Source organism: Methylomagnum ishizawai (assembly GCF_019670005.1).
GTDB lineage: Bacteria > Pseudomonadota > Gammaproteobacteria > Methylococcales > Methylococcaceae > Methylomagnum > Methylomagnum ishizawai.
Genome location: NZ_AP019783.1, coordinates 161,549 through 185,332, shown reverse-complemented (window position 1 = coordinate 185,332; position 23,784 = coordinate 161,549). Strand labels below are relative to the sequence as shown.

General features: G+C 63.4%; 26 protein-coding genes and 1 riboswitch. Of the genes, 9 read left to right on the top strand and 17 right to left on the bottom strand.

Annotated features, from left to right (window positions below):
* Positions 1–10: 10 nt before the first annotated feature.
* The 4 genes from lgt to thrC all read left to right on the top strand — a co-directional run bounded on the left by lgt (position 11) and on the right by thrC (position 3,752).
* A complete protein-coding gene (gene lgt, locus K5658_RS00825; protein ID WP_221065107.1) occupies positions 11–811 on the top strand; it encodes a prolipoprotein diacylglyceryl transferase in 801 nt (266 codons plus the stop codon).
* Complete coding sequence (locus tag K5658_RS00820) at positions 808–1,602, top strand: thymidylate synthase (RefSeq protein WP_221065106.1); 795 nt, start codon at positions 808–810, stop codon at positions 1,600–1,602. Before lgt ends, K5658_RS00820 begins: the two co-directional genes overlap by 4 nt.
* 138 nt (positions 1,603–1,740) lie before the next feature.
* The gene (locus K5658_RS00815; RefSeq protein WP_221065105.1) at positions 1,741–2,556 is read left to right on the top strand and encodes a hypothetical protein; all 816 of its coding nucleotides are present in this window, start codon (positions 1,741–1,743) and stop codon (positions 2,554–2,556) included.
* Positions 2,557–2,660: 104 nt separating this feature from the next.
* Positions 2,661–3,752, top strand: a complete 1,092-nt coding sequence (gene thrC / locus K5658_RS00810; protein ID WP_221065104.1) for a threonine synthase — start codon at positions 2,661–2,663, stop codon at positions 3,750–3,752.
* 183 nt (positions 3,753–3,935) lie between these two features.
* Here thrC and K5658_RS00805 read toward each other — a convergent pair whose 3' ends face one another.
* On the bottom strand, positions 3,936–4,229 hold the full coding sequence (locus K5658_RS00805) for a transposase (protein WP_221065103.1): 294 nt from the start codon (positions 4,227–4,229) through the stop codon (positions 3,936–3,938).
* Between the two features lie 144 nt (positions 4,230–4,373).
* Between K5658_RS00805 and K5658_RS00800 the strand changes: the two genes are divergently transcribed.
* A complete protein-coding gene (locus tag K5658_RS00800; protein WP_221065102.1) occupies positions 4,374–4,769 on the top strand; it encodes a hypothetical protein in 396 nt (131 codons plus the stop codon).
* A gap of 174 nt (positions 4,770–4,943) precedes the next feature.
* Here the strand turns inward: K5658_RS00800 and K5658_RS00795 are convergent, their stop codons facing one another.
* From K5658_RS00795 to metK, 7 genes are all read right to left on the bottom strand, one after another.
* Positions 4,944–5,495, bottom strand: a complete 552-nt coding sequence (locus K5658_RS00795; RefSeq protein WP_221065101.1) for a flavodoxin domain-containing protein — start codon at positions 5,493–5,495, stop codon at positions 4,944–4,946.
* Between the two features lie 65 nt (positions 5,496–5,560).
* Positions 5,561–6,034: a LysM peptidoglycan-binding domain-containing protein gene (locus K5658_RS00790; RefSeq protein WP_221065100.1), complete on the bottom strand. Its 474-nt coding sequence runs from the start codon at positions 6,032–6,034 to the stop codon at positions 5,561–5,563.
* 87 nt (positions 6,035–6,121) lie between these two features.
* The gene (metF, locus tag K5658_RS00785) at positions 6,122–6,979 is read right to left on the bottom strand and encodes a methylenetetrahydrofolate reductase [NAD(P)H] (protein ID WP_221065099.1); all 858 of its coding nucleotides are present in this window, start codon (positions 6,977–6,979) and stop codon (positions 6,122–6,124) included.
* Positions 6,980–7,023: 44 nt separating this feature from the next.
* A complete protein-coding gene (locus tag K5658_RS00780; RefSeq protein ID WP_221065097.1) occupies positions 7,024–8,067 on the bottom strand; it encodes a glycosyltransferase 61 family protein in 1,044 nt (347 codons plus the stop codon).
* A gap of 85 nt (positions 8,068–8,152) precedes the next feature.
* On the bottom strand, positions 8,153–9,577 hold the full coding sequence (gene ahcY / locus K5658_RS00775) for an adenosylhomocysteinase (RefSeq protein WP_221065096.1): 1,425 nt from the start codon (positions 9,575–9,577) through the stop codon (positions 8,153–8,155).
* Positions 9,578–9,663: 86 nt separating this feature from the next.
* A riboswitch (S-adenosyl-L-homocysteine riboswitch) is annotated at positions 9,664–9,740 on the bottom strand.
* Positions 9,741–9,753: 13 nt separating this feature from the next.
* Positions 9,754–10,227: a Uma2 family endonuclease gene (locus K5658_RS00770; protein ID WP_221065094.1), complete on the bottom strand. Its 474-nt coding sequence runs from the start codon at positions 10,225–10,227 to the stop codon at positions 9,754–9,756.
* A gap of 55 nt (positions 10,228–10,282) precedes the next feature.
* Entirely contained in the window at positions 10,283–11,464 is a 1,182-nt protein-coding gene (gene metK, locus K5658_RS00765; RefSeq protein ID WP_221065093.1) for a methionine adenosyltransferase, read from the bottom strand.
* A gap of 278 nt (positions 11,465–11,742) precedes the next feature.
* Between metK and K5658_RS00760 the strand changes: the two genes are divergently transcribed.
* Positions 11,743–12,480 (top strand): tetratricopeptide repeat protein, encoded by a 738-nt coding sequence (locus K5658_RS00760; RefSeq protein ID WP_221065092.1) that lies wholly within the window; start codon positions 11,743–11,745, stop codon positions 12,478–12,480.
* A 40-nt stretch (positions 12,481–12,520) separates the two neighbouring features.
* Here K5658_RS00760 and hypB read toward each other — a convergent pair whose 3' ends face one another.
* The 4 genes from hypB to hflK are packed head-to-tail and all read right to left on the bottom strand — an operon-like array spanning position 12,521 to position 15,809.
* Positions 12,521–13,432 carry a hydrogenase nickel incorporation protein HypB gene (gene hypB, locus K5658_RS00755; RefSeq protein WP_221065091.1) on the bottom strand — a complete coding sequence of 304 codons (912 nt, stop codon included), beginning with the start codon at positions 13,430–13,432 and terminating at the stop codon, positions 12,521–12,523.
* Between the two features lie 3 nt (positions 13,433–13,435).
* Complete coding sequence (gene hypA, locus K5658_RS00750; RefSeq protein ID WP_221065090.1) at positions 13,436–13,777, bottom strand: hydrogenase maturation nickel metallochaperone HypA; 342 nt, start codon at positions 13,775–13,777, stop codon at positions 13,436–13,438.
* Between the two features lie 59 nt (positions 13,778–13,836).
* Positions 13,837–14,814 carry a protease modulator HflC gene (gene hflC / locus K5658_RS00745; protein WP_221065089.1) on the bottom strand — a complete coding sequence of 326 codons (978 nt, stop codon included), beginning with the start codon at positions 14,812–14,814 and terminating at the stop codon, positions 13,837–13,839.
* Positions 14,811–15,809: an FtsH protease activity modulator HflK gene (gene hflK, locus K5658_RS00740; RefSeq protein ID WP_221065088.1), complete on the bottom strand. Its 999-nt coding sequence runs from the start codon at positions 15,807–15,809 to the stop codon at positions 14,811–14,813. The genes hflC and hflK overlap by 4 nt, the downstream gene beginning before the upstream one ends.
* Before the next feature lie 141 nt (positions 15,810–15,950).
* Between hflK and K5658_RS00735 the strand changes: the two genes are divergently transcribed.
* From K5658_RS00735 to K5658_RS23870, 3 genes are all read left to right on the top strand, one after another.
* Positions 15,951–16,844, top strand: coding sequence for an endonuclease/exonuclease/phosphatase family protein (locus K5658_RS00735; protein WP_221065087.1), 894 nt, complete (start codon positions 15,951–15,953; stop codon positions 16,842–16,844).
* 1 nt (position 16,845) lies between these two features.
* A complete protein-coding gene (locus K5658_RS00730) occupies positions 16,846–17,400 on the top strand; it encodes a hypothetical protein (RefSeq protein WP_221065086.1) in 555 nt (184 codons plus the stop codon).
* 88 nt (positions 17,401–17,488) lie between these two features.
* Entirely contained in the window at positions 17,489–17,623 is a 135-nt protein-coding gene (locus K5658_RS23870; RefSeq protein WP_281425920.1) for a hypothetical protein, read from the top strand.
* A 38-nt stretch (positions 17,624–17,661) separates the two neighbouring features.
* Here K5658_RS23870 and K5658_RS00725 read toward each other — a convergent pair whose 3' ends face one another.
* From K5658_RS00725 to K5658_RS00705, 5 genes are all read right to left on the bottom strand, one after another.
* A complete protein-coding gene (locus K5658_RS00725) occupies positions 17,662–18,858 on the bottom strand; it encodes a DUF4350 domain-containing protein (RefSeq protein WP_221065085.1) in 1,197 nt (398 codons plus the stop codon).
* Positions 18,855–20,375, bottom strand: coding sequence for a DUF4129 domain-containing protein (locus tag K5658_RS23865; RefSeq protein WP_221065084.1), 1,521 nt, complete (start codon positions 20,373–20,375; stop codon positions 18,855–18,857). The genes K5658_RS00725 and K5658_RS23865 overlap by 4 nt, the downstream gene beginning before the upstream one ends.
* Positions 20,365–21,342 (bottom strand): stage II sporulation protein M, encoded by a 978-nt coding sequence (locus tag K5658_RS00715; RefSeq protein ID WP_221065083.1) that lies wholly within the window; start codon positions 21,340–21,342, stop codon positions 20,365–20,367. Before K5658_RS00715 ends, K5658_RS23865 begins: the two co-directional genes overlap by 11 nt.
* Before the next feature lie 111 nt (positions 21,343–21,453).
* Positions 21,454–22,812, bottom strand: a complete 1,359-nt coding sequence (chrA, locus tag K5658_RS00710; RefSeq protein WP_221065082.1) for a chromate efflux transporter — start codon at positions 22,810–22,812, stop codon at positions 21,454–21,456.
* Positions 22,809–23,762: a chromate resistance protein ChrB domain-containing protein gene (locus tag K5658_RS00705; RefSeq protein WP_221065081.1), complete on the bottom strand. Its 954-nt coding sequence runs from the start codon at positions 23,760–23,762 to the stop codon at positions 22,809–22,811. The genes chrA and K5658_RS00705 overlap by 4 nt, the downstream gene beginning before the upstream one ends.
* Positions 23,763–23,784: the final 22 nt, after the last annotated feature.

The following is a 23,784-nucleotide window of genomic DNA, read 5'->3' as shown; positions in this document are numbered from 1 at the left end:
ACTCCCCACCATGCTTCCCTATCCCCAAATCGACCCCGTCGCTATCAGCCTCGGCCCCCTCAAAATCCATTGGTACGGGCTGATGTACGTGATCGGCATCGGCACGGTCTGGTATTTGTGCAAGCGTAGGACCCAGCAACCCGGCTTCCCCTGGACCGCCCCGCAGGTCGAGGACCTGATCTTCTACGCCGCCCTGGGCTTGGTGATCGGCGGGCGCTTGGGCTACATCCTGTTCTATAACTTCCCGGCGTTCCTGGCCGACCCGGCCATGCTGTTCCGGGTGTGGGAGGGCGGCATGGCCTTCCACGGCGGTTTGCTGGGGGCGTTCGCCGGGATGTTCTTGTTCGCCCGGCGCAATGGCGCGGGTTTCTTCCAAGTTACCGATTTCATCGGGCCCTATGTGCCCATCGGCCTGTTCGCCGGGCGCATCGGCAATTTCATCAATGGCGAACTCTGGGGCGCGCCCACCGGCCTGCCCTGGGGCATGGTGTTTCCGGGCGCGGGGCCGGAGCCGCGCCATCCGTCCCAGTTGTACGAGGCGGGCTTGGAAGGCATCGCGCTGTTCCTCGCGCTGCGCTGGTTCGGCCACATGTCGCCGCCGACCCCGGCCATGAGCGGGATGTTCCTGCTGCTGTATGGGCTGTTCCGCTTCGCCGTGGAGTTCGTGCGGATACCCGATGCCCAGTTGGGTTATCTAGCCTTCGGCTGGTTGACCATGGGCCAAATCCTCAGCACCCCCATGATCGTGCTGGGTATCGCGCTGCTGGTTTGGGCCTACCGCAAACCGGCGCGGGAAGGGGCCACGGCATGAGGCAGTATCTCGATTTGCTGCGCCGCATCCTCGACCAGGGCGTGCCCCAGGCCGACCGCACCGGGGTCGGCACCTTGGCGGTGTTCGGCCATCAGATGCGCTTCGATCTGGCCGAGGGTTTCCCGCTGCTCACTACCAAAAAGCTGCACTTGCGCTCCATCATCCACGAATTGCTGTGGATGCTGCGTGGCGACACCAATGTCCGCGCCCTGCAAGAACACGGTGTGACTATTTGGGATGAATGGGCCGGGCCGGATGGCGACCTGGGGCCGGTCTATGGCAAGCAATGGCGCGATTGGGTCGCCGCCGATGGCCGCCATATCGACCAGATCGCGGCCTTGGTCGAGGAGATCAAGCGCCATCCGGCCTCGCGGCGGCAGTTGGTGACGGCCTGGAACCCCGGCGATCTGCCCGCGATGGCCTTGGCCCCTTGCCATTGCCTGTTCCAGACCCAGGTGGCGAACGGGCGGCTGCATCTCCAGCTTTATCAGCGTTCCTGCGATGCGTTCCTGGGCTTGCCGTTCAATATCGCCAGCTACGCCCTGTTGCTGACGATCCTGGCCCAGCAGACCGGGCTGGAACCCGGCGAATTCATCTGGACCGGCGGCGACACCCATCTTTATAGCAACCACTTGGAACAGGCCCGGCTCCAACTCGCCCGCGAACCCTATCCCTTGCCCAAACTCCGTATCCAGCGGCGGCCCGGGCGCTTCGATGGCTATGAATACGGAGATTTCGAGGTGCTGGATTACACATCCCATCCGCATATCCGGGCAGAAGTCGCGGTTTAGGCGGTGATCCAGTGGGGTGGGCAGGGGGTGAATTTTCACGGGCGCGGGCGGTAATCGCTAACTGAGGCCGTCGCGGGTTGCGGGCAAACTATCTCCACCAAGCCAAACAACCCTTTTTCATCCCCGTGGAGAATAACAATGAAAACCCAACTGTTCCGCGCCGCCGCCTTGATCGCCCAGGTCTTCGCCGCCAGCCTCGCCCAGGCCGACGCCAGCGCGCCCGCCCATGTGCAAAAAGCCGCGCTCTATGTCGGCCAGGTCGCGCCCAATAACAATGTCTACGGCAGCCCGGCCCAGCTTGCCTACGACAACGCCAACGTCCTGCACGCCACCACCCGCTGCGGTTCCTTCACCGCCCTCCTGTTCAAGAACACCTATGCCGCCGTCACCGATGCCGCGCTGATCGCCCTGACCGGCTCCAATTCGCCCTATGCCGACGAGTGGTACAACGCCATCAAGAATCAGGTTTCCGACCCGGCCTCCGGGCTGGCCTTGGTGAAGCGGGCCACGGTGGGCGACCTCCAGGCCGGGGACATCCTGTCCTCGATCTACACCACCAACGGCGATACCGGCCATGCCATGACGGTGGCCGAAGTGGTGAAATGGCAGGAAAACATCGCCCCGCCCCATCCGATTCCGGGCGTGGCGGCGGTCAACAAATACCGGGTGAAGGTCTACGATTCCACCAAGAGCGTGCATGGCGGCTACGCCAACAATCCCTACCCGGATTCGCGCTACCAAACCCAGACCACCAATAGCGGGGCGGTGGTCAACGACGATGGCATCGGCTATGGCAGCATCGTGATCTACGAGGACGTGGCCGATGGCCGGGCCGTGGCCTGGGCCTGGAATGTCAGCCCGACCACCGATTCCTTCTATTACGCGGTGGAGAAGCCGGAAGGCAGCACCTATGATTACCGCCCCATCCAGATGGGGGTGATGACCGGGCTGTGAGGCCACCGGGCCCACAGCTTGGCGGGGACCGCAAATCCCCGCGAGTACGGTAAGATGGCGGCTTTTTCCAGGGCCGCCGCGCCCCCCATCCTCCCCCGGACGCCATGACCACATCCAAACGCTACACCGGCCTGATCGAACACTACCGCGACCGCCTGCCGCTCGGCCCCGAAACCCGCCCCGTCAGCCTGTGCGAGGGCAATACCCCGCTGATCCAATTGGCGAACCTCCCCCGGCTGATCGGCAAGGAGGTCGAGATGTACGTGAAATTCGAGGGGTTGAACCCCACCGGCTCGTTCAAGGACCGCGGCATGACCATGGCCGTGACCCAGGCGGTGGCGGGCGGTAGCCGCGCCATCATCTGCGCCTCGACCGGCAACACCTCCGCCGCCGCCGCCGCCTACGCCGCGCGGGCGGGCATCGCCTGCTTCGTGCTGATCCCGGATGGCAAGATCGCCCTGGGCAAACTGGCCCAGGCCATGATCCACGGAGCCAAGGTGCTGCAAATCCAGGGCAATTTCGACGACGGCATGCGCTTGGTGAAGGAAATCGCCGACCACGCCCCCGTCACCATCGTCAACTCCATCAACCCGTTCCGCATCGAAGGCCAGAAGACCGCCGCCTTCGAGATCGTGGACGCCCTGGGCCGCGCCCCCGACTACCACTGCCTGCCGGTCGGCAACGCGGGCAATATCACCGCCTACTGGAAGGGCTACACCGAATACGCGCTGGGCACCGCTACCCACGCCCCCGTCACCGACCGCCGCCCGGTCATGTGCGGCTACCAAGCCGCCGGGGCCGCGCCCTTCGTGGCGGGCGCCTTCGTCGAACACCCGGAAACCGTCGCCACCGCCATCCGCATCGGCATCCCGCAATCCTGGGACGGTGCCTGGAACGCGCAAAAGGAATCCGGCGGCTGGTTCGCCCCGTTCACCGACGCGGAAATCCTGGCGACCCAAAAGCTGTTGTCGGAAAAGGAAGGCATCTTCTGCGAACCGGCCTCGGCCACCTCGGTGGCGGGCGCGTTGCACGATATCCGGTCGGGCAGGATTCCCGAAGGCAGCGTGGTGGTCTGTACCCTGACCGGCGCGGGCTTGAAAGACCCGGACACCGCCATCGGCCAATGCGATGTACAGCCAACCAAAATCCAGGCCACCCTGGACGCCGTGAAAGGGGCGATTCTGGAAACGCTGTAAACGGGAAGCGGTCGATCCGTTCAAGAACGATCAAGGCGGGATAGCTGGGAAACCGGCTATTCCGCTTTTTTTCGCTTGGGACGCGGAATCCTGATCGCAACGAGCGCCACCTTCCGCGCCTCCTCGGGCGGCGCTTCCGGCAAAATCTCCCGGCCTACCTGCAAAAACTCGAAAAGCAACGGGTCAAGCTGGGTTTGCCGCCCTAGTTTTTTTTCGATGCCGCGCGTTGATCTCGTCCAGGGCGGCCTCCCACACCCCGGCCTTGTTCCAACGGCTGAAGTGGTCGTAGACGGTCTGCCAGGGTGGGAAGTCCTTCGGCAGCATCCGCCATTTGATGCCGCCCTCCACCACGTACAGGATGGCGTCCACCACCCGCTTGCGCGGATGCTTGCTGGCGTTGCCGCGCCGGTCCTTCGGGCGGAAGTGGTGTTCGATCAACGACCATTCTTCGTCGCTGAGGTCGCTTGGATAGCTCATGTCGGGGAACCTTGGAAGTCAACGGGGGGTTTGACTCTACATGGATTCCTTTTTGCCAGACAGCTTCTAATGCGGTAAGGCGGCAATAGGCCGTTTTTGCTATAGTCGGGCCTTTGCAACCATTACAAAAAGCGAGGGATTTTTATGGAATCGCAAGCCGTGAAAGCGGGTTTGGCGTTCGCCGTGCTGATGATCGTGGGCTTCATCCTGGTCGGCACCACCCGCGAGACGCCGCAGGAGAAGATGCAGGGCGCGTTCCTGCAAACCTCGAATATGCTGGCCACCCTGGCCCTGAAGAAATGTGGCGAGGCGGTGAAGGCCGAAACCGGCAGCGAGCCTTACACGCCCTCCCAAACCGATGGCGACCATATGTCCCATGTCACCTTGATCTGGGAGAACATCGGTTCCGCCAAGCGGGCCGAATGCCGTTATGTCATGGACCAGGGCATCAGCTTGTTGCAGATCGACGACCGCAAGGTGATCGAGAATACCGCCGCCACCGGCACCGCCGCCCCGGCGCAGAAGTCCGCGCATCATTGAGTCCGTTCCGGTCCCGCCGCGGCGTTCAGACGCCACGTCCCCGCATCGGTCCGGGACTACAGAAATGGTTGGGTTACTGGCGTGCTGGGCCGCGCCCTCAAGCTGGACGCAGTGCGCGAATTCACCGCCATCGTGCGCCGCCCCGCGTCTGTGGGCGGAACGGCTGGACGCGCACTACAGGGCCGTAGCCCCGGATTCCGGGGCTACGGCCCGTGCCAGGAAATCTTCGGCGAATCCGTCCACCGCTTTCCAATCGGTATAGTCGTAATCCCGCGAGGCATCGGTGTCGCCCCCCGCCATCCTGACGAACAAGCGCACCAAGCCCCGCGTGAACGGCGTATAGCGGCTATAAGGCAAGGCCCCGCCGAAAATGGCGGTCAGCGGCGGACGCCAGCGGGTGCGGGAGAGATAGGCATCCAGGTATTTCCGGGCCACCAAGGGCCGGGCACCGGGTCCGCCGCCCGTGAGGCTGACCGAGAAAAAGGCGGCGGGCCGACCCGCCAGCGCCTTGCGGTGGCGGAAGCCCCAGAGGTGCGCGGCCAAGGAGTGGTGCCCGTAGTGGATGGACGCGCCGACGATCACGGCCTCGTAGGCGGCGGGGTCGATGGCGGCGGCACCGGCGCGGCAATCCACGCGGTGGCCCGCCCCGGCCAAGCGGGCCGCGATCCGCTCGGCGATGCGTCCGGTCTGGCCTTCGCGGGTGAAATAAACGATCAGTATACGCATGGTCGATATCCGGATTGTGAAGGAACCGGGCAGGTTTCCCGGCGGCCCGTCCGGTTCCCATGGGATCAGGGCTGGGGAATCCTGATTTTCTGCCCGACGAAAATCCTATCCGGGTCTTTGATGACTTCCCGGTTGGCGTCGAACAACTTCATATATTGGCTTCCGTCCCCGTAAAAGCGCCGGGCCAGGGCCGATAGGGTATCGCCCTGCTGGATCACATAATAGTCCACCGGGGTCGCCGCCCCGCCGCCCGCCGATTGGAGTTCGGCGGGCGGTGGGGTCGGGGCATCGACCACCTGGATTTCGCTGATGGCCTTCCCCACGCCCTTGACATTCCCGGCCATGAGGATGGCTTTTTCCACCGCGTCCCAACTGTGGCTGGTGCCGCGCAAGGTCACGAAACCCTTTTGATAAAGGACTTCCAGGTTGTCGATGCCGGGATTGTCGGCCTCGATATAGGCTTTGATTTTCCCGGCGGCTTCCTCGTCGGAATGGAACAAGGCATTCCCAATATCGCGGACAAAATCGAATAAACTCATCGCCGTTACCTCCTTTGTAAGCGGTCGCACTGAAGGGTCCGCGCCGGACTCCATGAAGTCGGCGCGAGGGTTTACGGTAACACCCGGCTAGGCCGACTCCAACCCCAAGTTCTTCCAAATCCCCAACACCGCCTCGGCTTGGTTCAGGGTATAGAAGTGCAGCCCCGGCGCGCCCTGCTCCAACAAACGGCGGCACAAATCGCTCACCACCTCCAGGCCGAAGGCGCGGATGGCGGCGCGGTCGTCGCCCAGGGCTTCCAGGCGCTTCCTGACCCAGCGTGGAATATCGGCTCCGCACATCTCGGAGAAGCGCGCGATCTGGGTGTAATTGGTGATCGGCATGATGCCGGGGGTGATGGGCAGGTCCAGCCCCAGCTTTTCGCAATCGTCGATGAAGCGGAAATAGGCTTCGGGATTGAAAAAATATTGGGTGATGGCGCTGTCCGCCCCGGCCTCCACCTTGCGCTTGAAGTTTTTAAGATCGGCTTCGATGCCCTGGGCCTGCGGATGCATTTCCGGGTAGGCCGCGACCTCGATATGGAAATGGTCGCCGGTTTCCTGGCGGATGAAGGCCACCAACTCGTTGGCATAGCGGAACTCCCCCGCCGACATCATCCCCGAGGGCATATCGCCGCGCAGGGCCACGATATGGCGGATGCCCTGGTTTTGATAGGCGTTAAGCACCTCGCGCATATTGTCGCGGGTCGAGGCCACGCAGGAAATATGCGGGGCGGCTTCCAGGCCATAGGTGGTTTGCAGGCCCACCACGGTTTCGAAGGTTTTTTCGCGGGTCGAGCCCGCCGCGCCGAAAGTGACCGAGCAGAACTTGGGCCGGAGCGGGGCGAGCTTGGCGAGGGCGTTATTCAGGCTGGTTTCCGCCTCGGGGGTTTTGGGCGGGAAGAATTCCAGGCTGTAGGCTTGGGGATAGTGTTGTTGGGAGCGCATGGTATGGGGTGGCCTCGCTATTGGGGGGCATGGGGGGATAAGGATCAAAGCCGGGTCGCGACCTGGTTCAAATATAGGGATTCCCTGGCCGAGAATTCCTCGGGATCGAAACCGGATAAACCGGCGAAACCGTGGTCCCGGAGGGCATCCAATAAACCCTCGATATGATCGACCCTGGACAGGGCGTTGGCGGGTTCTTGCCGGGTATCCTGCACGATGCCGATCACGGATATCCCGTCGAATACCTGGAGTTTATCGCATCGCGGCCCTAAAACCCGTTCCGCCAGGATACTCTTGGGCCGCCGGTTGATGACGAAAACCCCGGCTTGTAAACGGGGCAATAATTCGAGGCCATGGATGGCGCTGCCTTCGGTGAAGATGATTTGCTTGGCGTTGGCGTAATATTGCCATTGCCGGGCCAACGGGTAGTTTTCCGGCCTCAGGATGAAATAACCCTCTTCGCCTAAAAGCTGTTCGAGATAATCCTCCCCGCAAATACAGCCCTTTTTGATGAGATGCGCCCGGCCCACGCAGATTTTTTCGGGGATATCGTCGGCTACCAGCGCTTGCGGGTCGAGCCGGGCCAGGAAGTCCAAATATTCCTTGGCGGGACTCCGCCACAGCGCGGCGGCTTGTTGCGGAACGATCAGGTTTTGGAAGCGGGTGGGCTGGTTGACTAGCTTCACCTGTTCCGGGGCTATCCCGAACCGGGCCAAAGCCTCGCCCACGAAGCCTGGATAATCCCGCAATTGGTCGGATTGGCCGGGCTTGACGCCGTAGACGATGCCATCGACCTCGGGCCGGAACCGATGGAAAGCCCATAGCCTATGGCAGCATTCCGCCATGAAATGCCCGAAATGCCTAATCAATGGTCCGGCGTAGACATAGGACCCCGGAATCGCCGGCAGGGAATCCGGGGCGTCGATAAGGGTATCGACCTCGTCCATGATTTTTTTATTGCGATAATGCCGCACATAGGCCAGGGCATCCTCCGGGAAAACCGGACCGCCTTTGAAGGGCGTGGGTTTCCCGCCCAACAGCCGGGAAAAGGGCTGGACGATAATATCCTTGAATTGGCAGTATTCCATCGTTTTCCCAGGCGGCGGGTTCGCGGAGCTTTGGATTCCATCCTTGGAGGGCGCGGGAAGGATTCCCGCGCCGGTCAAGGCAGGATCAATAACGGTAATGCTCGGCCTTGTACGGGCCTTCCACCGGCACGCCGATATAGGCCGCCTGCTCCGGGGTCAGCTCGGTCAGTTGCGCGTTGAGCTTCTTGAGCTGCAAGCGGGCGACCTTTTCGTCGAGGTGCTTCGGGAGGGTATAGACGCCGATGGGATATTTGCCGGAGTCGCGCTCGGTCCACAGCTCGATCTGGGCGATGGTCTGGTTGGCGAAGCTGGAGGACATCACATAGCTGGGATGGCCGGTCGCGCAGCCCAGGTTCACCAAGCGGCCCTTGGCCAGCAGGATGATGCGCTTGCCATCGGGGAAGATGACATGGTCCACCTGCGGCTTGATTTCTTCCCACTGGTATTTTTCGATGGCGGCGACTTCGATCTCGTTGTCGAAATGGCCGATGTTGCAGACGATGGCCTGGTCCTTCATCTTCACCATGTGGTCATGGGTGATGACGTGGTAGTTGCCGGTGCAGGTGACGAAGATATCGGCCTTGTCGGCGGCGTAGTCCATGGTCACGACGCGGTAGCCTTCCATCGCCGCTTGCAGGGCGCAGATCGGGTCGATTTCCGTGACCCACACCTGGGCGGACAGGGCGCGGAGGGCTTGCGCGGAACCCTTGCCCACGTCGCCATAGCCGCAGACCAAGGCGACCTTGCCCGCCACCATCACGTCGGTGGCGCGCTTGATGCCGTCCACCAGGGATTCGCGGCAGCCGTACAGGTTGTCGAACTTGGACTTGGTGACGGAATCGTTGACGTTGATGCCGGGGAATTTCAGGTCGCCCTTGGCGTGCATCTGATAGAGACGGTGGACGCCGGTGGTGGTTTCCTCGGTCACGCCCTTCACGGCGGCCAAACGCACGGAATACCAGGTCGGATCGGTCGCCAGCTTGGCCTTGATCGCGGCGAACAGCACCCGCTCTTCCTCGGAACCCGGATTCGCCAGCACGGAAGCGTCGGCCTCGGCCTTCGCGCCCAGGTGCAGCAGCAGGGTGGCGTCGCCGCCGTCGTCCAGGATCATATTGGAATAGCCGCCGTCGGCCCATTCGAAGATACGGTGGGTGTAATCCCAATAGTCTTCCAGCGATTCGCCCTTGACCGCGAACACCGGGATGCCCTGCGCGGCGATGGCGGCGGCGGCGTGGTCCTGGGTCGAGAAGATGTTGCAGGAGGCCCAGCGCACTTCCGCGCCCAGGGCGGTGAGGGTCTCGATCAGTACCGCCGTCTGGATGGTCATGTGCAGGGAGCCGGTGATGCGCGCGCCCTTGAGGGGTTGGGCGGCGGCGAATTCATCGCGGATCGCCATGAGTCCCGGCATTTCGGTCTCGGCGATCTTGATTTCCTTGCGGCCCCAATCGGCCAGGGCGAGGTCGGCGACGACGTAGTCGGTGAAGGTTTCGGATTGGACAGCAGCGTTCATGGTGTCTTGCTTCTCCAGAGAGGTTGCAATCCACCTTGCGCCTGCGGTTACGTAGCGTAGCTCGATACACCGCGGGGCGAGGTGGGTGTAATCGAGCGCCGTTGGGTTCGTGCCATCGCCCCGAGCCTGGCGGCTTCTGGCCGTCGCAGCGCTCCTCGGGGAGACGTAATCTTAGTTCAATGTTTAAGTTCGGGACGCGGGTCCACGGGATATTCCGAGCGTTCCCGTTCGCCTTCGGGGCCGAAGAACCGGACTTCGCCGGTCTCGAACACGATCCAGACCTCGCGCGCGCCCTGGCCGAGATAGAGCGCGATTTTAACCCGCATTTCCTCCCAGGCGTTGGAAGGCGAGCGCACTTCGACGCAAATCTCCGGGGCTTCCGGGTAGGGCGTTGGGTAGCCATGGCGGGCCAGGAATTCCGGCGAACACCATGCCACATCGGCGACTTTGACGCCTTCCGGCGTGTCCACCGAGCATTCCACCATGAATTCGCCACCCAAATATCGTTCCAGGAAGGAACCCACCCAGGCTTGCAAACGCCCATGGCGGTTGCTGGCCGGACTCATAACGATATTCCCATAGCGGTCCAACTCGATCTTATACGGCAGGTCTTGCAGCGATTTATCGGCGAGGACTTCAGCCCAGTTCATAAGGTCGGCTCCATATTACCGCCCCGTCGTGAACGCGGGGCGGCATGGCTCGGGATTAGAGGCCGGCGGCTTCCCGCAAGAGGGCGGCCTTGTCGGTGCGTTCCCAGGTGAATTCCGGCTCCTCGCGGCCAAAGTGGCCGTAGGAGGCGGTTTTCCGGTAGATGGGCCGCAGCAGGTCGAGCATGTTGACGATGCCCTTCGGGCGCAGGTCGAAATGTTCAAGGACCAGTTCGGTGATGCGTTCGTCGGAGATTTTGCCGGTGCCGTAGGTTTCCACCATCACGCTGGTCGGCTTGGCGACGCCGATGGCGTAGGACACCTGGATTTGGCAACGGGAAGCCAGCCCGGCCGCGACGATGTTCTTGGCCACGTAGCGGCCCGCGTAGGCGGCGGAACGGTCCACCTTGGACGGGTCTTTGCCGGAGAACGCGCCGCCGCCGTGCGGGGCCGCGCCGCCGTAGGTGTCGACGATGATCTTGCGCCCGGTCAGGCCGCAGTCGCCCTGGGGACCGCCGACCACGAAGCGGCCGGTGGGGTTGACCAGATAGTTGATATTGCCCTTGAGCATGTCTTCGGGCAGCACCGGCTTGATGATGTCCTCGATCACGGCCTCGATGGCTTCCTTCTTCATGCGGTCGCCGTCGGACATTTCCGGGGCGTGCTGGGTGGACAGCACGATGGTGTCGATGGTGTCGGGCTTGCCGTCCACATAGCGCACGGTGACTTGGCTCTTGGCGTCGGGACGCAGCCAGGGCAAGACGCCGCTATGGCGCAGATAGGCTTGGCGTTCCACCAAACGGTGGGCGAGGTAGATCGGCAGCGGCATCAGGGTCGGCGTTTCGTCGCAGGCGTAGCCGAACATCAAGCCCTGGTCGCCCGCGCCCTGGCCTAGATCGTCGTCGTAGGCCTTGTTGACGCCCTGGGCGATATCGGGGGATTGCTTGTCGTAGGCCACCAATACGGCGCAGCCCTTGTAGTCGATGCCGTAGTCGGTGTTGTCGTAGCCGATGTCTTTCAGCACGTCGCGGGCGACCTTGATGTAATCGACATTGGCGCCGGTGGTGATTTCGCCCGCCAGGACCACGAGGCCGGTGTTGCACAGGGTTTCGGCGGCGACGCGGGAATGTTTGTCCTGGTCCAGGATGGCGTCGAGGATGGCGTCGGAGATTTGGTCGGAGACCTTGTCCGGGTGGCCTTCGGAAACGGATTCGGAGGTGAAGAAGTAGTTATTGCTCACGGTGCGTCCTGTCGTAAAAAGCGGTGATGGTCGTGGATTGCGGGAGGAACGGACGATTATAAATTACGTGTGTCCCTCAACCAACTCGTGGAAAATACTTAAAAACCCTGTCCACCGTGACAGCCGCCCGGACCGCCCGGGCCGAGGTGACAGGGATAAGCCGGACGGCCTTTTTGTCTACATCGGCGTCGCGGGTATCCGTCCGGCCCGGTCGCGGGGGAATTCCCCAACGGCGGCGCATCGCAATAACCCCCATCGTTAAAACCCCAAGAATCCCCATGGAAATCACCGGAATCCTGATGTTAGCGATCCAGATCGGTTTCGCCGTCCACGCCATGAAGCGCGGCTATCCCTTGTTCTGGGTTTTTTTGATCGTGTTCGTGCCCTTGATCGGTTGTTTGCTCTATATCGTGATGGTGCTGATCCCCGAAGCCAGCCAGAGCCGCGCCGCCCAGCAAGGCGGCAAGGTGCTACGCAAAGCCCTGGACCCCGGCAAGGAATTGCGCCAACTCCAGGAAGCCCTGGAACGCTCCGACACCGTGGGCAACCGTGTGGCCCTGGCCCAGGAATACCTGAAGCGCGGCCAGTTCGATGCCGCCGTTCCCTTGTACGAAGCCGCGTTGACCGGCCTGTACCGGGACGATCCCGAGTTGCTGCTGGGTCTGGGCCGGGCCTTATGCGGGGCCGGGCGCTTCGGGCGGGCGCGGGAAATCCTGGAGCAATTACGGGAAGCCAATCCCGGCTACGACAACGCCGAGGCGCGGCTGCTGTATGCCAGGGTGTTGGAGGAAGTCGGCGCCACGGAACCCGCCCTGGAGGAGTACGCCGCCCTATTGGCGAAAGCCCCGTCGGCGGAGATCAAATGCCGCTATGGCAAGCTACTGAAACAAACGGGCCGGGCCGACGAAGCCCGCGCCCTGTTCGAGGAAGTGGTCAAGGATGCCAAGGGCGGCAGCCAACACAGCTACCGGCTGAACCGGGAATGGGTGGAACTGGCGCGGCGGGAACTGGGCTGATCGGGACGGGGCGGCGCGGGAACCGCCGCCCCGGTTTCCATCACAACTGGGCGCGCAAAGCCGACAAGGCGCTTTCCAGCTGGGCGGCTCGGGTTTCGAGCAAGGCCCGCCGCTGTTCCTTGATCCAACCGTACCAGTGTTCCATGCCTTCGCCCGTGGTCGCGGATACCCTGAGGATCGGCGCTTCCCGGTTCACCTGCCGCACATAGTCCAGACAGCGCTCCACGTCGAACTTCACATAGGGCAACAGGTCGATCTTGTTCAGGACGATCAGCGCCGCCCGGTGGAACATGTCCGGGTATTTGATCGGCTTGTCCTCGCCTTCCGTCACCGACAGCATCACCACCTTGCCCGCCTCGCCCAGGTCGAACAGCGCGGGGCACACCAGATTGCCCACGTTCTCGATGAACAGCAGGCTGTGGTCGGCGGGGGCCAGTTCGTCCAGGGCGTGCCCGACCTGATGGGCGTCGAGATGGCAGCCCTTGCCGGTGTTGATCTGCAAGGCTTTCACCCCGGTGGCACGGATGCGCTCGGCGTCGTTGGTGGTTTGCTGGTCGCCTTCGATCACCGCCAGGGCCAGGTCTCCGCGCAAATCCGTGAGGGTGCGTTCCAGCAGGGTGGTTTTGCCGGAACCGGGACCGGACACCAGGTTCAAGGCCAGGATGCCGTGTTGCTCGAACCAAGCCCGGTTTTTGCGGGCATAGCCATCGTTCTTGCCCAGCACGTCGCGCTCGATGCGGACGATGCGGTCCTGGCTGAAGCCGGCCAGGGTCACGCCCGCCGGGCCTTGGCCGTAATGATGATGGCCTGCCCCGGCGTGGTGATGGTCGTGGGGATGGGCGTGATCATGGCTATGGGAATGTCCATGATCGTGCGCATGGCCGTGTTCATGCGGATGGGAAGGGTCGTGGGCGGGTTGATCCGGCTCGCCGCAGCCGCAGACGGTACACATGGTCTAGATAACCTCCAGTTCTTTCAGCTTGAATTGGGTGCCCCCGGTCACTTGCAGGCGGTGGCCCGCGCAATGCGGGCAGCCGTCCGGCAAAGCCTGGAGGACGACGCCGCGTCCGCAATCGAAGCACCACGCCTCGCCCGGCGGGGTCAGGATTTCCAGTTCCGCCCCCTCGGCGCAGGTCGCGAGCGCCGCCGCTTCGAAACCGAAGCGCAGGGCGGTTTCCTCCACCCCGGCCAACGCGCCGATTTCCAGCCAGGCTTTGCGGACGCGGCTGAAACCGCCGCGCCGGGCTTCGTCTTCCATCAGTTCGATCAGGCTTTGGGCCAGGGAGAGTTCGTGCATGGCGGGACTCGCGGGGGAATAAGCCCACAGTTTACACGGGGATGGCCGGGACGGGGCGCTCAGGGTTTGCCCTTGACCACCCCCCGCTTGAGCCAGCCGAACAATTCGCTGTCGGTGGACAGCACCAGGGTCGAACCGCCGCCGATCACCTTGCGGTAGGTCTCCATGCTCTTGAGGAACTGGTAGAACTCCGCCGCCTCCGGCCTTTGGGTATAGGCGCGGGCGTAGATTTCGGTGGCCTTGCCGTCGGCCTCGCCGCGGATTTCCTGCACCCGCTTGTAGGCGGTGGATTCGATTTCGTTGATATCGCGTTCCTTGCGGCCCGAGATGCGGGCGGCCTCGCCCTCGCCTTCCGAGCGGAAACGCTGGGCGATTTGTAGGCGCTCGCTGATCATGCGCTGGTAAATCCGCTCCAACACTTGCGGATTGTAATTGATGCGCTTGAGCCGGATATCCAGCAGTTCGATGCCGAATTCCGCCAGTTTGGGCGCGGCGGCGTCGAAGATGCCTTTCTCGATTTGCAAGCGCCCGACATGGATGGGCCGCAAGGCTCCGATGCCGCCGATCTCGGCCAGCGCCGCCGCCACGCTTTCATCCTGGCGCGGCTGGCGGTCCTTGTCGATGCGGACCACCTCGATCAATTCGTGCTTGGCGATGGCGGTGCGGGTTTCGCTGCCGAGGATATCCTCCAAGCGCGATTGGGCGCTGCGCTCGTCGCGGAGCCGCAGGAAATAGCGCATGGGATCGGTGATGCGCCATCGGGCGAAAGTGCCGACCTGCACATAGGTCTTGTCCTTGGTGGACATTTCCACCATCGGCCCGTCCCAAGCCAGATAGCGCTTGTCGATGCGGGTCACTTGCTGCACCAGCGGCAGTTTGAAATGCAGGCCGGGTTCGGTGATGGGGTCGCGCACCGGCCTCCCGAACTGGGTGAGGATCGCCTGCTCGGTTTGTTCCACCGTGAAGACCGAGAGATAGCCCAGCAGCAGGACCAGCGCCACGGCGGCATAAACCAGGACTTGTTTCAGGGGCGTCATGGCCGTGGCTCCGGGACGATGGATGAGTTCGCGGGCAACAAGGGCAGGATTTCGCGCACGCTGTCGTCCACGATGATTTGCTGGTGGGCGCGGGGCAAGACTTCGCCCAGGGTTTCCAAGTAGATGCGGGCGCGGGTGACTTCGGGGGCTTTGACGTATTGTTCCAACACCGCCCCGAAGGCGGCGGCGTCGCCCTCGGCCTCGTTGATGCGCTTGAAGCGGTAGCCCTCGGCGGCGCGGATTTTCTGGTCGGCCTCGCCCCTGGCGCGGGGCACGGCCTTGTTGTAATCGCCGTTGGCGAGATTGATGGCGTTCTCGCGGTCTTGTTGCGCCCGGTTGACCTCGTTGAACGAAGGCTGCACCGGCTTGGGTGGATCGACGTTCTTGAGCTGGACTTGGTTGACCGACAGTCCCAGGTGATAGCGCTTCGCCAATTCGCTCATGCGGAGCAGGGCGGTTTCCTCGATCTCCTGGCGGCCGATGGTGATGATTTCATCGACGGTGCGGTCGCCGATGATTTCGCGCATCACCGACTCCGATAGGTCCCGGAGGGTCTGCCCCGGTTCGCGCACCTCGAACAGATAGGTTTCGGGTTCGGTGATGCGGTATTGCACCACCCATTCGACCAGGGCCGAATTGAGATCGCCCGTCACCATGGATTTTTCCTGTTCGGGGGATTGGCCGGCCTGGTCGGGATTGGTGCGGCCCAGGCTGACGAAGCCGAATTCCATCTTGAGTTGGCGCTGGGTCGGCACCTTGTACACTTCGTCGATGCCGAACGGCAGCTTGAAATGCAGGCCCGGCGGCACCTTGTCGATGTATTTGCCGAAGCGCAGCAGGACGCCCTCGGATTCGGCGGGCACGGTGTAATAAGCGCTCCAAAGGCCGGTCAGGATCGCGAGGGCGGCGAGGATGGGTCCGAGCGGGAGGGTGGGAAGTTGGGGGAACGAAGAGGGAGGCGGGGGGCTTTGGCCCCAAGGGTTGGGGGTACTCATACGGGGTTTCCTCCGGCGTGGGAGAGGGGATCGGTCGATGCGCCCGGCAGTTTAACGCGGATCGTGCCGGAATAGGTTACGTTTGGTCGTCGGCATGTTAGCGTATACCCTCTATCCAATTCTCGAACAACCGAACCTCTTATGAGACTCCGTTTTGTATGGTGGAACACCAGTTTGTCACCCATGGGGAAAGATCGGGCGTCTGCCACGGAAAAAGAATGGGCGTGTGGAATGGTGGATCATATGTTGAACCGGGTGGGCGTTGATTTTCTGGCGTTGGGGGAAGTGGCTGACCATGATATTGCGATGTTCCGCGATCAATGTAGGCTGGAAAATCATCGCATTTATCACAGCCTGGAACCTGCTGGGCGGTCGTGCTTCGATACTTGCCTGATTTATCGATGGGAGCGATTGGAACTATTGGGAGAAGTCCAACAATTGCTATTCCTGAAAGGTAGCCGGACATTGAAAATGGCACAGCGTGCCGATTTCCTGGCTCCCAATGGCGGTGGCTTGTTGCGCCTCTTTATTTCGCACTGGCCCAGTCGCTTATGGTGCCACGAAAACTCCGTGGATCGCCATTTGTTGGGAATGCGGCTACGCGATCAAATCGATGGTTTGAATCCCGCAAAGGACGGAGCGGTTATTTTGCTCGGTGATTATAATGACGAACCTTTTGACGATTCGCTAGCAGGCCAACTGATGGCGACCCGCGACCGGGCATTTGTGGTTAAAAAGCCGCATCTGCTGTACAACCCTTTTTGGCGGCATTTGGTGCGTGCAGAACCCTATCCGTCCAAAGCCGAAGACGAAACGGGTGGCGGGACCTACTTCCACGCCAACGGGGAAACCACACGCTGGCGTACCTTCGACCAGATCATTTTCTCATCGGTATTTTTGGGGCGTGGTCGATGGCATTTGAACGAAGCATTGACTGGGATATTGAGGATACCGGAACATGGGGCGAAAATGGTCGATCATCAATCCATTTTCGACCATTTTCCTGTGATTGGTGTTATTGAAAAGGTGGATTGATATGGCTAATTTTATCGAAGCTTATCGGGCGGGCTTGAATATTGTCGAACGCACCAAAAATAATAAACGCGAAATTGATGGGGTATTTGAAGAGCTAAATTCACAGTTATTTAGAGTATCTGATGGAAAAATACAGATTTCTATTAAGCCACTTCATGAAACAATTTCTTTTAAAGAGCTTGAAAATTATTCGGCGCTATATTTATCTAACGCATCTAATGCGCTGGGGATCAACGACAAGCTTGCAGGTTGGAGGCTCAGGGCAGTTAAGGGTTATGTTGCGATATGTGCCAAAAATCAAAAAACACCGGGAAGCGATACGGAGCTTGCGGAATGGAAACAATCCCGTGCTGGTTATCCTTGCGAAATAATCCTAGGATCACAAACCTATGTCTGCGAAGACAAGGAAGCCTTGGAGAACGCGCTGGCTGAAATGCTACGAGACCCTATCGTAGGGGAAAAATTATTCAAATTGGCGAATCTTCCAGTGCTAGAAACCGATCCCACCCTGGAAAGTGGGATCGTGGCTAGCCAAGACACGCAGCCGCCTGCGTAGGTCTACCGATAGCCCCCAGGTTAAGCCTCGATTAAGTTGGTGCTTGCTACTGTGCGGTCCTGGATAATCCAACGAAGCGAGGTGCGGAATGGGCGATTTGAGAATCTTGCTGAGGCGCATGAGCCAGCGGCAAACCCTGCCGCAGGCGGGAGACCTGGAAAGCGCGGCGACCACGACCCTGGCGTTGATGGTGGGCCTGGTGGTGCTGGCGTCGGTCTTGTGAAACCCTGTGGGGGTTCCCGCCGGACTGGGAACCCGCCCTCACAGCCTTTGTATCAAGCGTTGCGCCGTCTGGGTCAGGCGGGTGTAATCCTCGGGAGCCTCCGCCGCCGTGGGGTTTAAAAACTCGGCGACCCGCTCGGGCGGAACCCCGCCGATGCGGGCCAAAGCTTCGATCCGTCCGGCCTCGGGCAAGGCCGCGAGATGCGGATGCCGCCTGAGGGTGAGTTCCTTCACCTCCTGCCGCAGTACCTCCACCCAATGCCCCCAACCCCCTTCCCGCCACACCGCCCGGCCCACGGCGGCGAGATGTCCGCCCAAACCCCGCCGTTCCGGTTCCGCCGCCGGCACCACGCCTCCGAACCGCGGCACGATGGCCCACAGCCAAGCCGTGATCCACAAGCCCCCGCTCACCAATGCCATCCAGGCCGAGTCCGCCAGCCATTCCCACAGCGTCGGCACTTTCAGCCTTGCCGCCAGCCGCACCGGACCCGCCGGGGCGTACTGCCGCAGCAAGGTCCACAGCAATTCGGCATGGTCGTAGTCGCCGATCCGCCAGTTGTTGAAGAAGCTTAAATCCGACAGCACCGTGATCTGGCCTTGCCCATGGGCATAGTGCAGCAGCACGGCACCCGATTTCCCCGGCACGGGTTCCGCCGTCCAGAGCGGCGCGGACTCGCCGGGCCAGAGGCCGGGTTCCCCGGCCCAATCCCCGATATCGAGAGCCAAGGGCCGTTCGCTGCCGGGCCAGCGGACCACCAGGGTATCCGGCGTGGACGCTTCGGGTGCGGGCGGGGCGGGACATTGCCCGGCTTCGCCTTCGGCGGCGGGTTCGTCGGGTTCGGGCGGACGCCGCCAAACCACGCCCAGGCGCTTGAGGATGGGATCGTCGACCGAGGGCGCTTCCGCCGCCACGATCAAATAGCCGCCCCGCGCCACCCAATCCAACACTTGGTCGGCCCGCCGGGGATTGAGGTGGATACGCCGCGCCCGGTCCAGCAGCAGCGCCCCGCCCGGCGGCAAGGCATCCAGGCTCAAGGCATTGCCCACCCTTTGCAAGGGACGGCCCATGCGTTCCAGGTAGCGCTCCAAGGCCAGATAGGGATCGCGTAGCGCCGCCTTGCCCGGACCTTCCCAGCGGGTGGTCGGCACGCGCTCGTAATGTTCGACCACCCACACCGTGCCCAGGATGGCCAAGGCGGACAAGCCGAACACCGCCCAGAGCCAAGCCCGGCTCATACCGCGCCCCGCCCGGCGAAATGGCGCGGCCAGTCGGCGCACAAGGCCTGGAGCTGTGCGGGCGGCGGCGTGGCGTGGGCGTAGGCGGCGAGGCTCCAGGCTGCCAGCAATCCGGCGAAATAGGCTTCGGCCCCGGGGTCGATCCGGCCCCGCACCCGTGTCCGGCAGTCGTCCTCGGTATCGCCGGGCAGGAAATCCACCCCATGCCCATGGATCAGCGCCACCAAAGCGCCCCGGTAGAGCAAGGACAGGGCCGGGAGGACCGACCCGGCATCGAGCAAGCGTCCGGCGGCCAGGGCGATATCCTCGGGCAAGGACTCCGGGCGCACATCCAGTCCGAACAGCGTGGACGGCACCCTCCGCGTGTTGGGCGCACGGCCCGGCCACATCCCCCGGTAACGGTACAGCAGCACGCCGAACCCACCCGCCAACACCGCCGCCGCGACATAGCCGGACAGGCGGATGCCCTCGGCGATCCATTCCACGATTTGGTGGAGCCAGGCAAGGTCGGGGGCATCCCGCCGGGACGATGCGCCATCGTCCTCATCGCGCCGATGCCATTCCCAATCCTCGACCTTATGGCCGAACACCGGGTCCGCCAGCACGGCTTGGATGGCTTGCTTGGCGGGGCTGGGCGGAACTTCCGGTCCGCTGGCGGCGGTGGGCTCCGCCGCGTGGCCGTCCAGGGGGTATTGCGCCAATAGCAACCCCGCCAAGCCCAGGCTTGCCAACCCCGCCGCCCGGCCCAGTCCTTGGCCGCGCCGTTCCGCCGCCACGCGCCGGGCCAGTTGGCGGAAACCCAGTTCGATATCCCAGCCTTCCAGGTCGTTGCGGCGGTTGAGATAGAGCGCGAACCCGGCGGCGACATAGAACGGCTCGACCAGGCTTTCCCCGAACACCCAGGCCAGATGCGACAGCAGCGATTCCCACAGGCCGCTGTCGCCATGGAACAGGGCTTGCCAATCGAACACCGCCGGGGCTTCGCTGGGCCAGAGCAATTCCAGCAGCAGGATGATGGAGATTTGCAGGCAGGCCGAGAAATTCGAGCAGAGGAAGGTCAGCCAGAACGCGCAGCCACGGGCTTTGTAACCCAAGACCTTGCGCCGCGATTTGGCGGCCTTGCCGCGCTGGCGTTCCAGTTGGTGGACCGGCAGATGGAAGGAACGCGCCATGTCCCCGCGTCCCCAGGTCAATGCCCCCACCAGTCCGGTCCGCCGGCACAGGTCCGGCAAGCTCCGCCAGACCGCGCCCAAACCGGGCGGCTGGCCGAACGCCGCCTCGGCGTAGACCTTGAGCAAGACCCGGTCGAACAGCGGCTTGCACCACCACGCGACCATGGCGGCGACCAGCGGCCAGCGCCACAGCGCCAGGAACAACAGCAGGTTGAACGGGATGAACGTGGCGAACCACGCCCGGTAGACCGGGCCGCGCCAGCGCCGCAACCAGGGCAGGCCCAAATCCGCCGCTTCCCAGGGCGTGCGGTGGCGGAGTTCCAATTCGAGGCGCTCAAGCTCCATGGCGTTCCCGGCCCAGCAGGACGAAATAAGCCAGCAACACCAGCCAGAACCCGACGCCGACGCCGTATTTCACCACCACCGGCACCGTTGGCAGCGGCGACCAGAAGGCTTCGATGAACGCCGCCCCGAAAGTGAGTCCCGCCGCGCCATACAACAAATGCACGGCGGGCCGGGCGGCCTGCTTGAGCGCCTCGGTCCGGCTCCAACGGCCCGGCGCGATCAAGGCGGCACCGAGCTTCAAACCCGCCATTCCCGACAACACCACGCCGGTCAGTTCCGGGGCGCTATGTCCGGCCACGAAGCCCCAGAAGGTGGGGATGAAGCCCAATTGGGTGAGATGCCCGGCCACGGCCCCGATCACCAGCCCGTTATAGACCAGGAAGAACACGCTCCCCAGCCCGAACACGATCCCCGCCGCGAAGCATTGGATGTCGATCTGCACATTGTTGGCGAGGTAATGGCCCAGCATCATCACATCGTCGGTGGCGTCGCGGGGCCGGCCGGGAACCAGGGTGGTGGGCGAATACATCTCCTCGATCCGGCCCACGGTTTCCGGCGACAGCAGGAAATACACGCCGTCCGGGTAGGTTTGCAGGGCGATGAGGGCGGCGAACAGCGGCAGGAAAAACAGGAGGGCGGAGAGCGCGGCCAGCCTGGCCTCGCGCCGCACCAACCGCGGCAATTCGCGGAGGACGAAACGGGTGGCATGGCGTTCCTGGGGACGGTGGGCACCGTAGATGCGTTGGTGCGCCGCCAGCACCCGGCTTTGCAGTTCGTCGAGCAAGGGTTCGGAATAGCGGCGGTCGCGGGCCAGCGACAAATCCTGGCACAGCGCCCGGAATTTCCGGGGCAGGGCCGCGACCGGCAAGGCTGCCTGGGCCTGGACGCCGCCGCGCCGGGCTTCGAGCCAACGGTCCCAGGTCTCCCAGTCGGCGCGTCTATCGGCGATAAATTGGCATTCCTTCACGCGGGCGGCCCGTTGTGGACGAGAGGCCGCCAGTTTATCAGCCCATGGGGCGCGTGGCCCGGATTCCGCCGGGTGTTTTGGGATGGGCGCATCCCGGCGAATGAAAACGCGCTAGGCCAGCCAGGTCTGGGCGAAAGTGAACAACAAACCCGCCCCGCCACAGGCCAGGATCACCGGGATCACCGCGACCTTGAAGCGCAGCAAAGCCAGCAGGGCGCCTCCGCCGATCGCCGCCGACATCGCATCGAAGTCCCCGCCGAAGCCTTGCGGCCAAAAGACATGGTAGGCGAAGAACAAGGCGAGGTTCAGGATGACGCCCACCACCGAGGCGGTGATGGCGGTGAGCGGTGCGGTGTATTTCAAATTGCCGTGGGTGGATTCGACCAGGGGACCGCCGGCCAGGATGAACAGGAAACTGGGCAGGAAGGTGAAATAGGTCACGACCAGCGCCGCCATCACCCCCGCCAGCCCCGGATGCTCCGGCCCAAGCCAAGCCTGTCCCCAGCCCGCCACGAAGCCGACGAAAGTCACCACCATGATCAGCGGTCCCGGTGTGGTTTCCCCCAGCGCCAGCCCGTCGATCATCTGGGCCGGGGTCAGCCAGTGGTAATGCTCCACCGCGCCCTGGAACACATAGGGCAGCACCGCGTAAGCCCCGCCGAAGGTCAGGAGCGCCGCCTTGGTGAAAAACCAGCCCAGTTGGGTGGGCGTGCCCTGCCACCCGAATTGTCCGCATAACAACCCGATCCCTCCCGTCCAGAGCAGCAGCGCCGCGCCCACCGTCCACGCCAGCCGCCTCCAGGAAAACCGGGCGTGTTCCGGCGGCGGCATATCGTCGTCGATCAAGGCCGGGCCGTAACCCTGCTTGGCCGCGCCATGCCCGCCCCCCAAGGCGAACCGCCCCGGCGCGAGTTTGCCGCCCACCGCCCCCGCCAGCGCCGCCGCCGCCACGATCAGGGGAAACGGCGCGTCCAGGGCGAAAATCGCGAGGAAGGCCAGGGCCGCGATGGCCCACAGTGCGGCGTTCTTGAGCGCCCGCGTGCCGATACGGTAGGCCGCGCATAACACGATGGCGGTGACGGCGGGTTTGATGCCGTACAAGGCGCCGGCCACGGCGGGCACCTGCCCGAATTCCAGGTAAATCCAGCCCAGGACCATCAGGATGAGGGTGGCCGGCAATACGAACAGCCCGCCCGCCGCGATACCGCCCCAGGTGCCGTGCATCAGCCAGCCGATATAGGTCGCCAATTGCTGGGCTTCCGGCCCCGGCAGCAACATGCAGTAGTTCAGGGCGTGCAGATAGCGCCGCTCGGAAATCCAGCGCCGCCGTTCCACCAAGTCCTGGTGCATGATGGCGATTTGCCCGGCGGGTCCGCCGAAGCTGATGAAGCCCAGCTTCAGCCAATAGCGGAGGGCTTGGCCGAAGCCGACGGGGGCGGGGCGCGTCCGCGCCGGGTGGGGATCGGTCATGGGTCGGTTCCTGAATAGGCTTGGTAGAGCGCGTCGAACAGCGTTTCCGCCGCGGCGAGCAAGGCGTCGTCGTCGCCGGCCCAGCGCCGGCCCAGGCCCCGGATCAGCAAGGACAGCCCGGCGGCTTCCGGCACCGGGATGCCGCCCACGTCCAGGTAATGCACCAGCCCGGCCAGATGCCGCAAAGCCGGGTCCGGGTCCAGGCCGAAGCTGGCCAGCAGCACCTCGAAGCTGACCTTGGCACCGACATGGGTGAAGGCCGCGCCGTCGAAATCGAAGCCCAGGGCGTCGGCGGGGCAATCGCCGGGTTCGGCCAGCCACAGGAAACGCGCCGCCGGATCGATATGGCGGCGGATCAGCCAAGCGCTGGCGAGGCGGTCGATCCAGGGGCGGCGGCGGGTCGCCCAGGTTCTGCCTTGGTAATCCTCGCGGCGCAGTGTTTGTATCTGGCCGGGCAGGCCGCGGGGTTCGTCCGGGTGGAGCCGCCGGTCCAGGGCCAGTTCCAGCGCCTCCAGCCGGATGGCGGCTTGGTCCCGCGCCGGTCCCGGAAAGAAATCCACCGCCGCCAGCGCCTCGAATTCCTTGCGCAGCCGTTGGACCTGCCGCCGTAAACCCGCGAGGTCGCCCGGTTCGGCCACCGGCATGGCGTGGTGGATGGCCCCGCTCAATTGGGCGTAGTCCTCCGTGCGGTCGAACAGCGCCTCGAAGCCGTCCTGCCCCGCGCCATCCGCCGGGTCCAGCGCCAGCAGGTAGGCATTGCCGCCGCCCGCTTTGACCTCCTCGGCCTGGGCCGCCAGCAGGTCGCGGAAGCCGGGCCGGTTCGGCAGCAGGTAGACACCGTCGCGCAGGATGCCGCAGCCCAGGGCTTTGAGTGCCCGCCAGACGCGCATCCGGCCCGCCGCGTGTTGGGTTGGCAGGCTGGTGATGAGGAGGAGCCAGGATGGATTCATGTGCGTATGCTACTTATTTGTT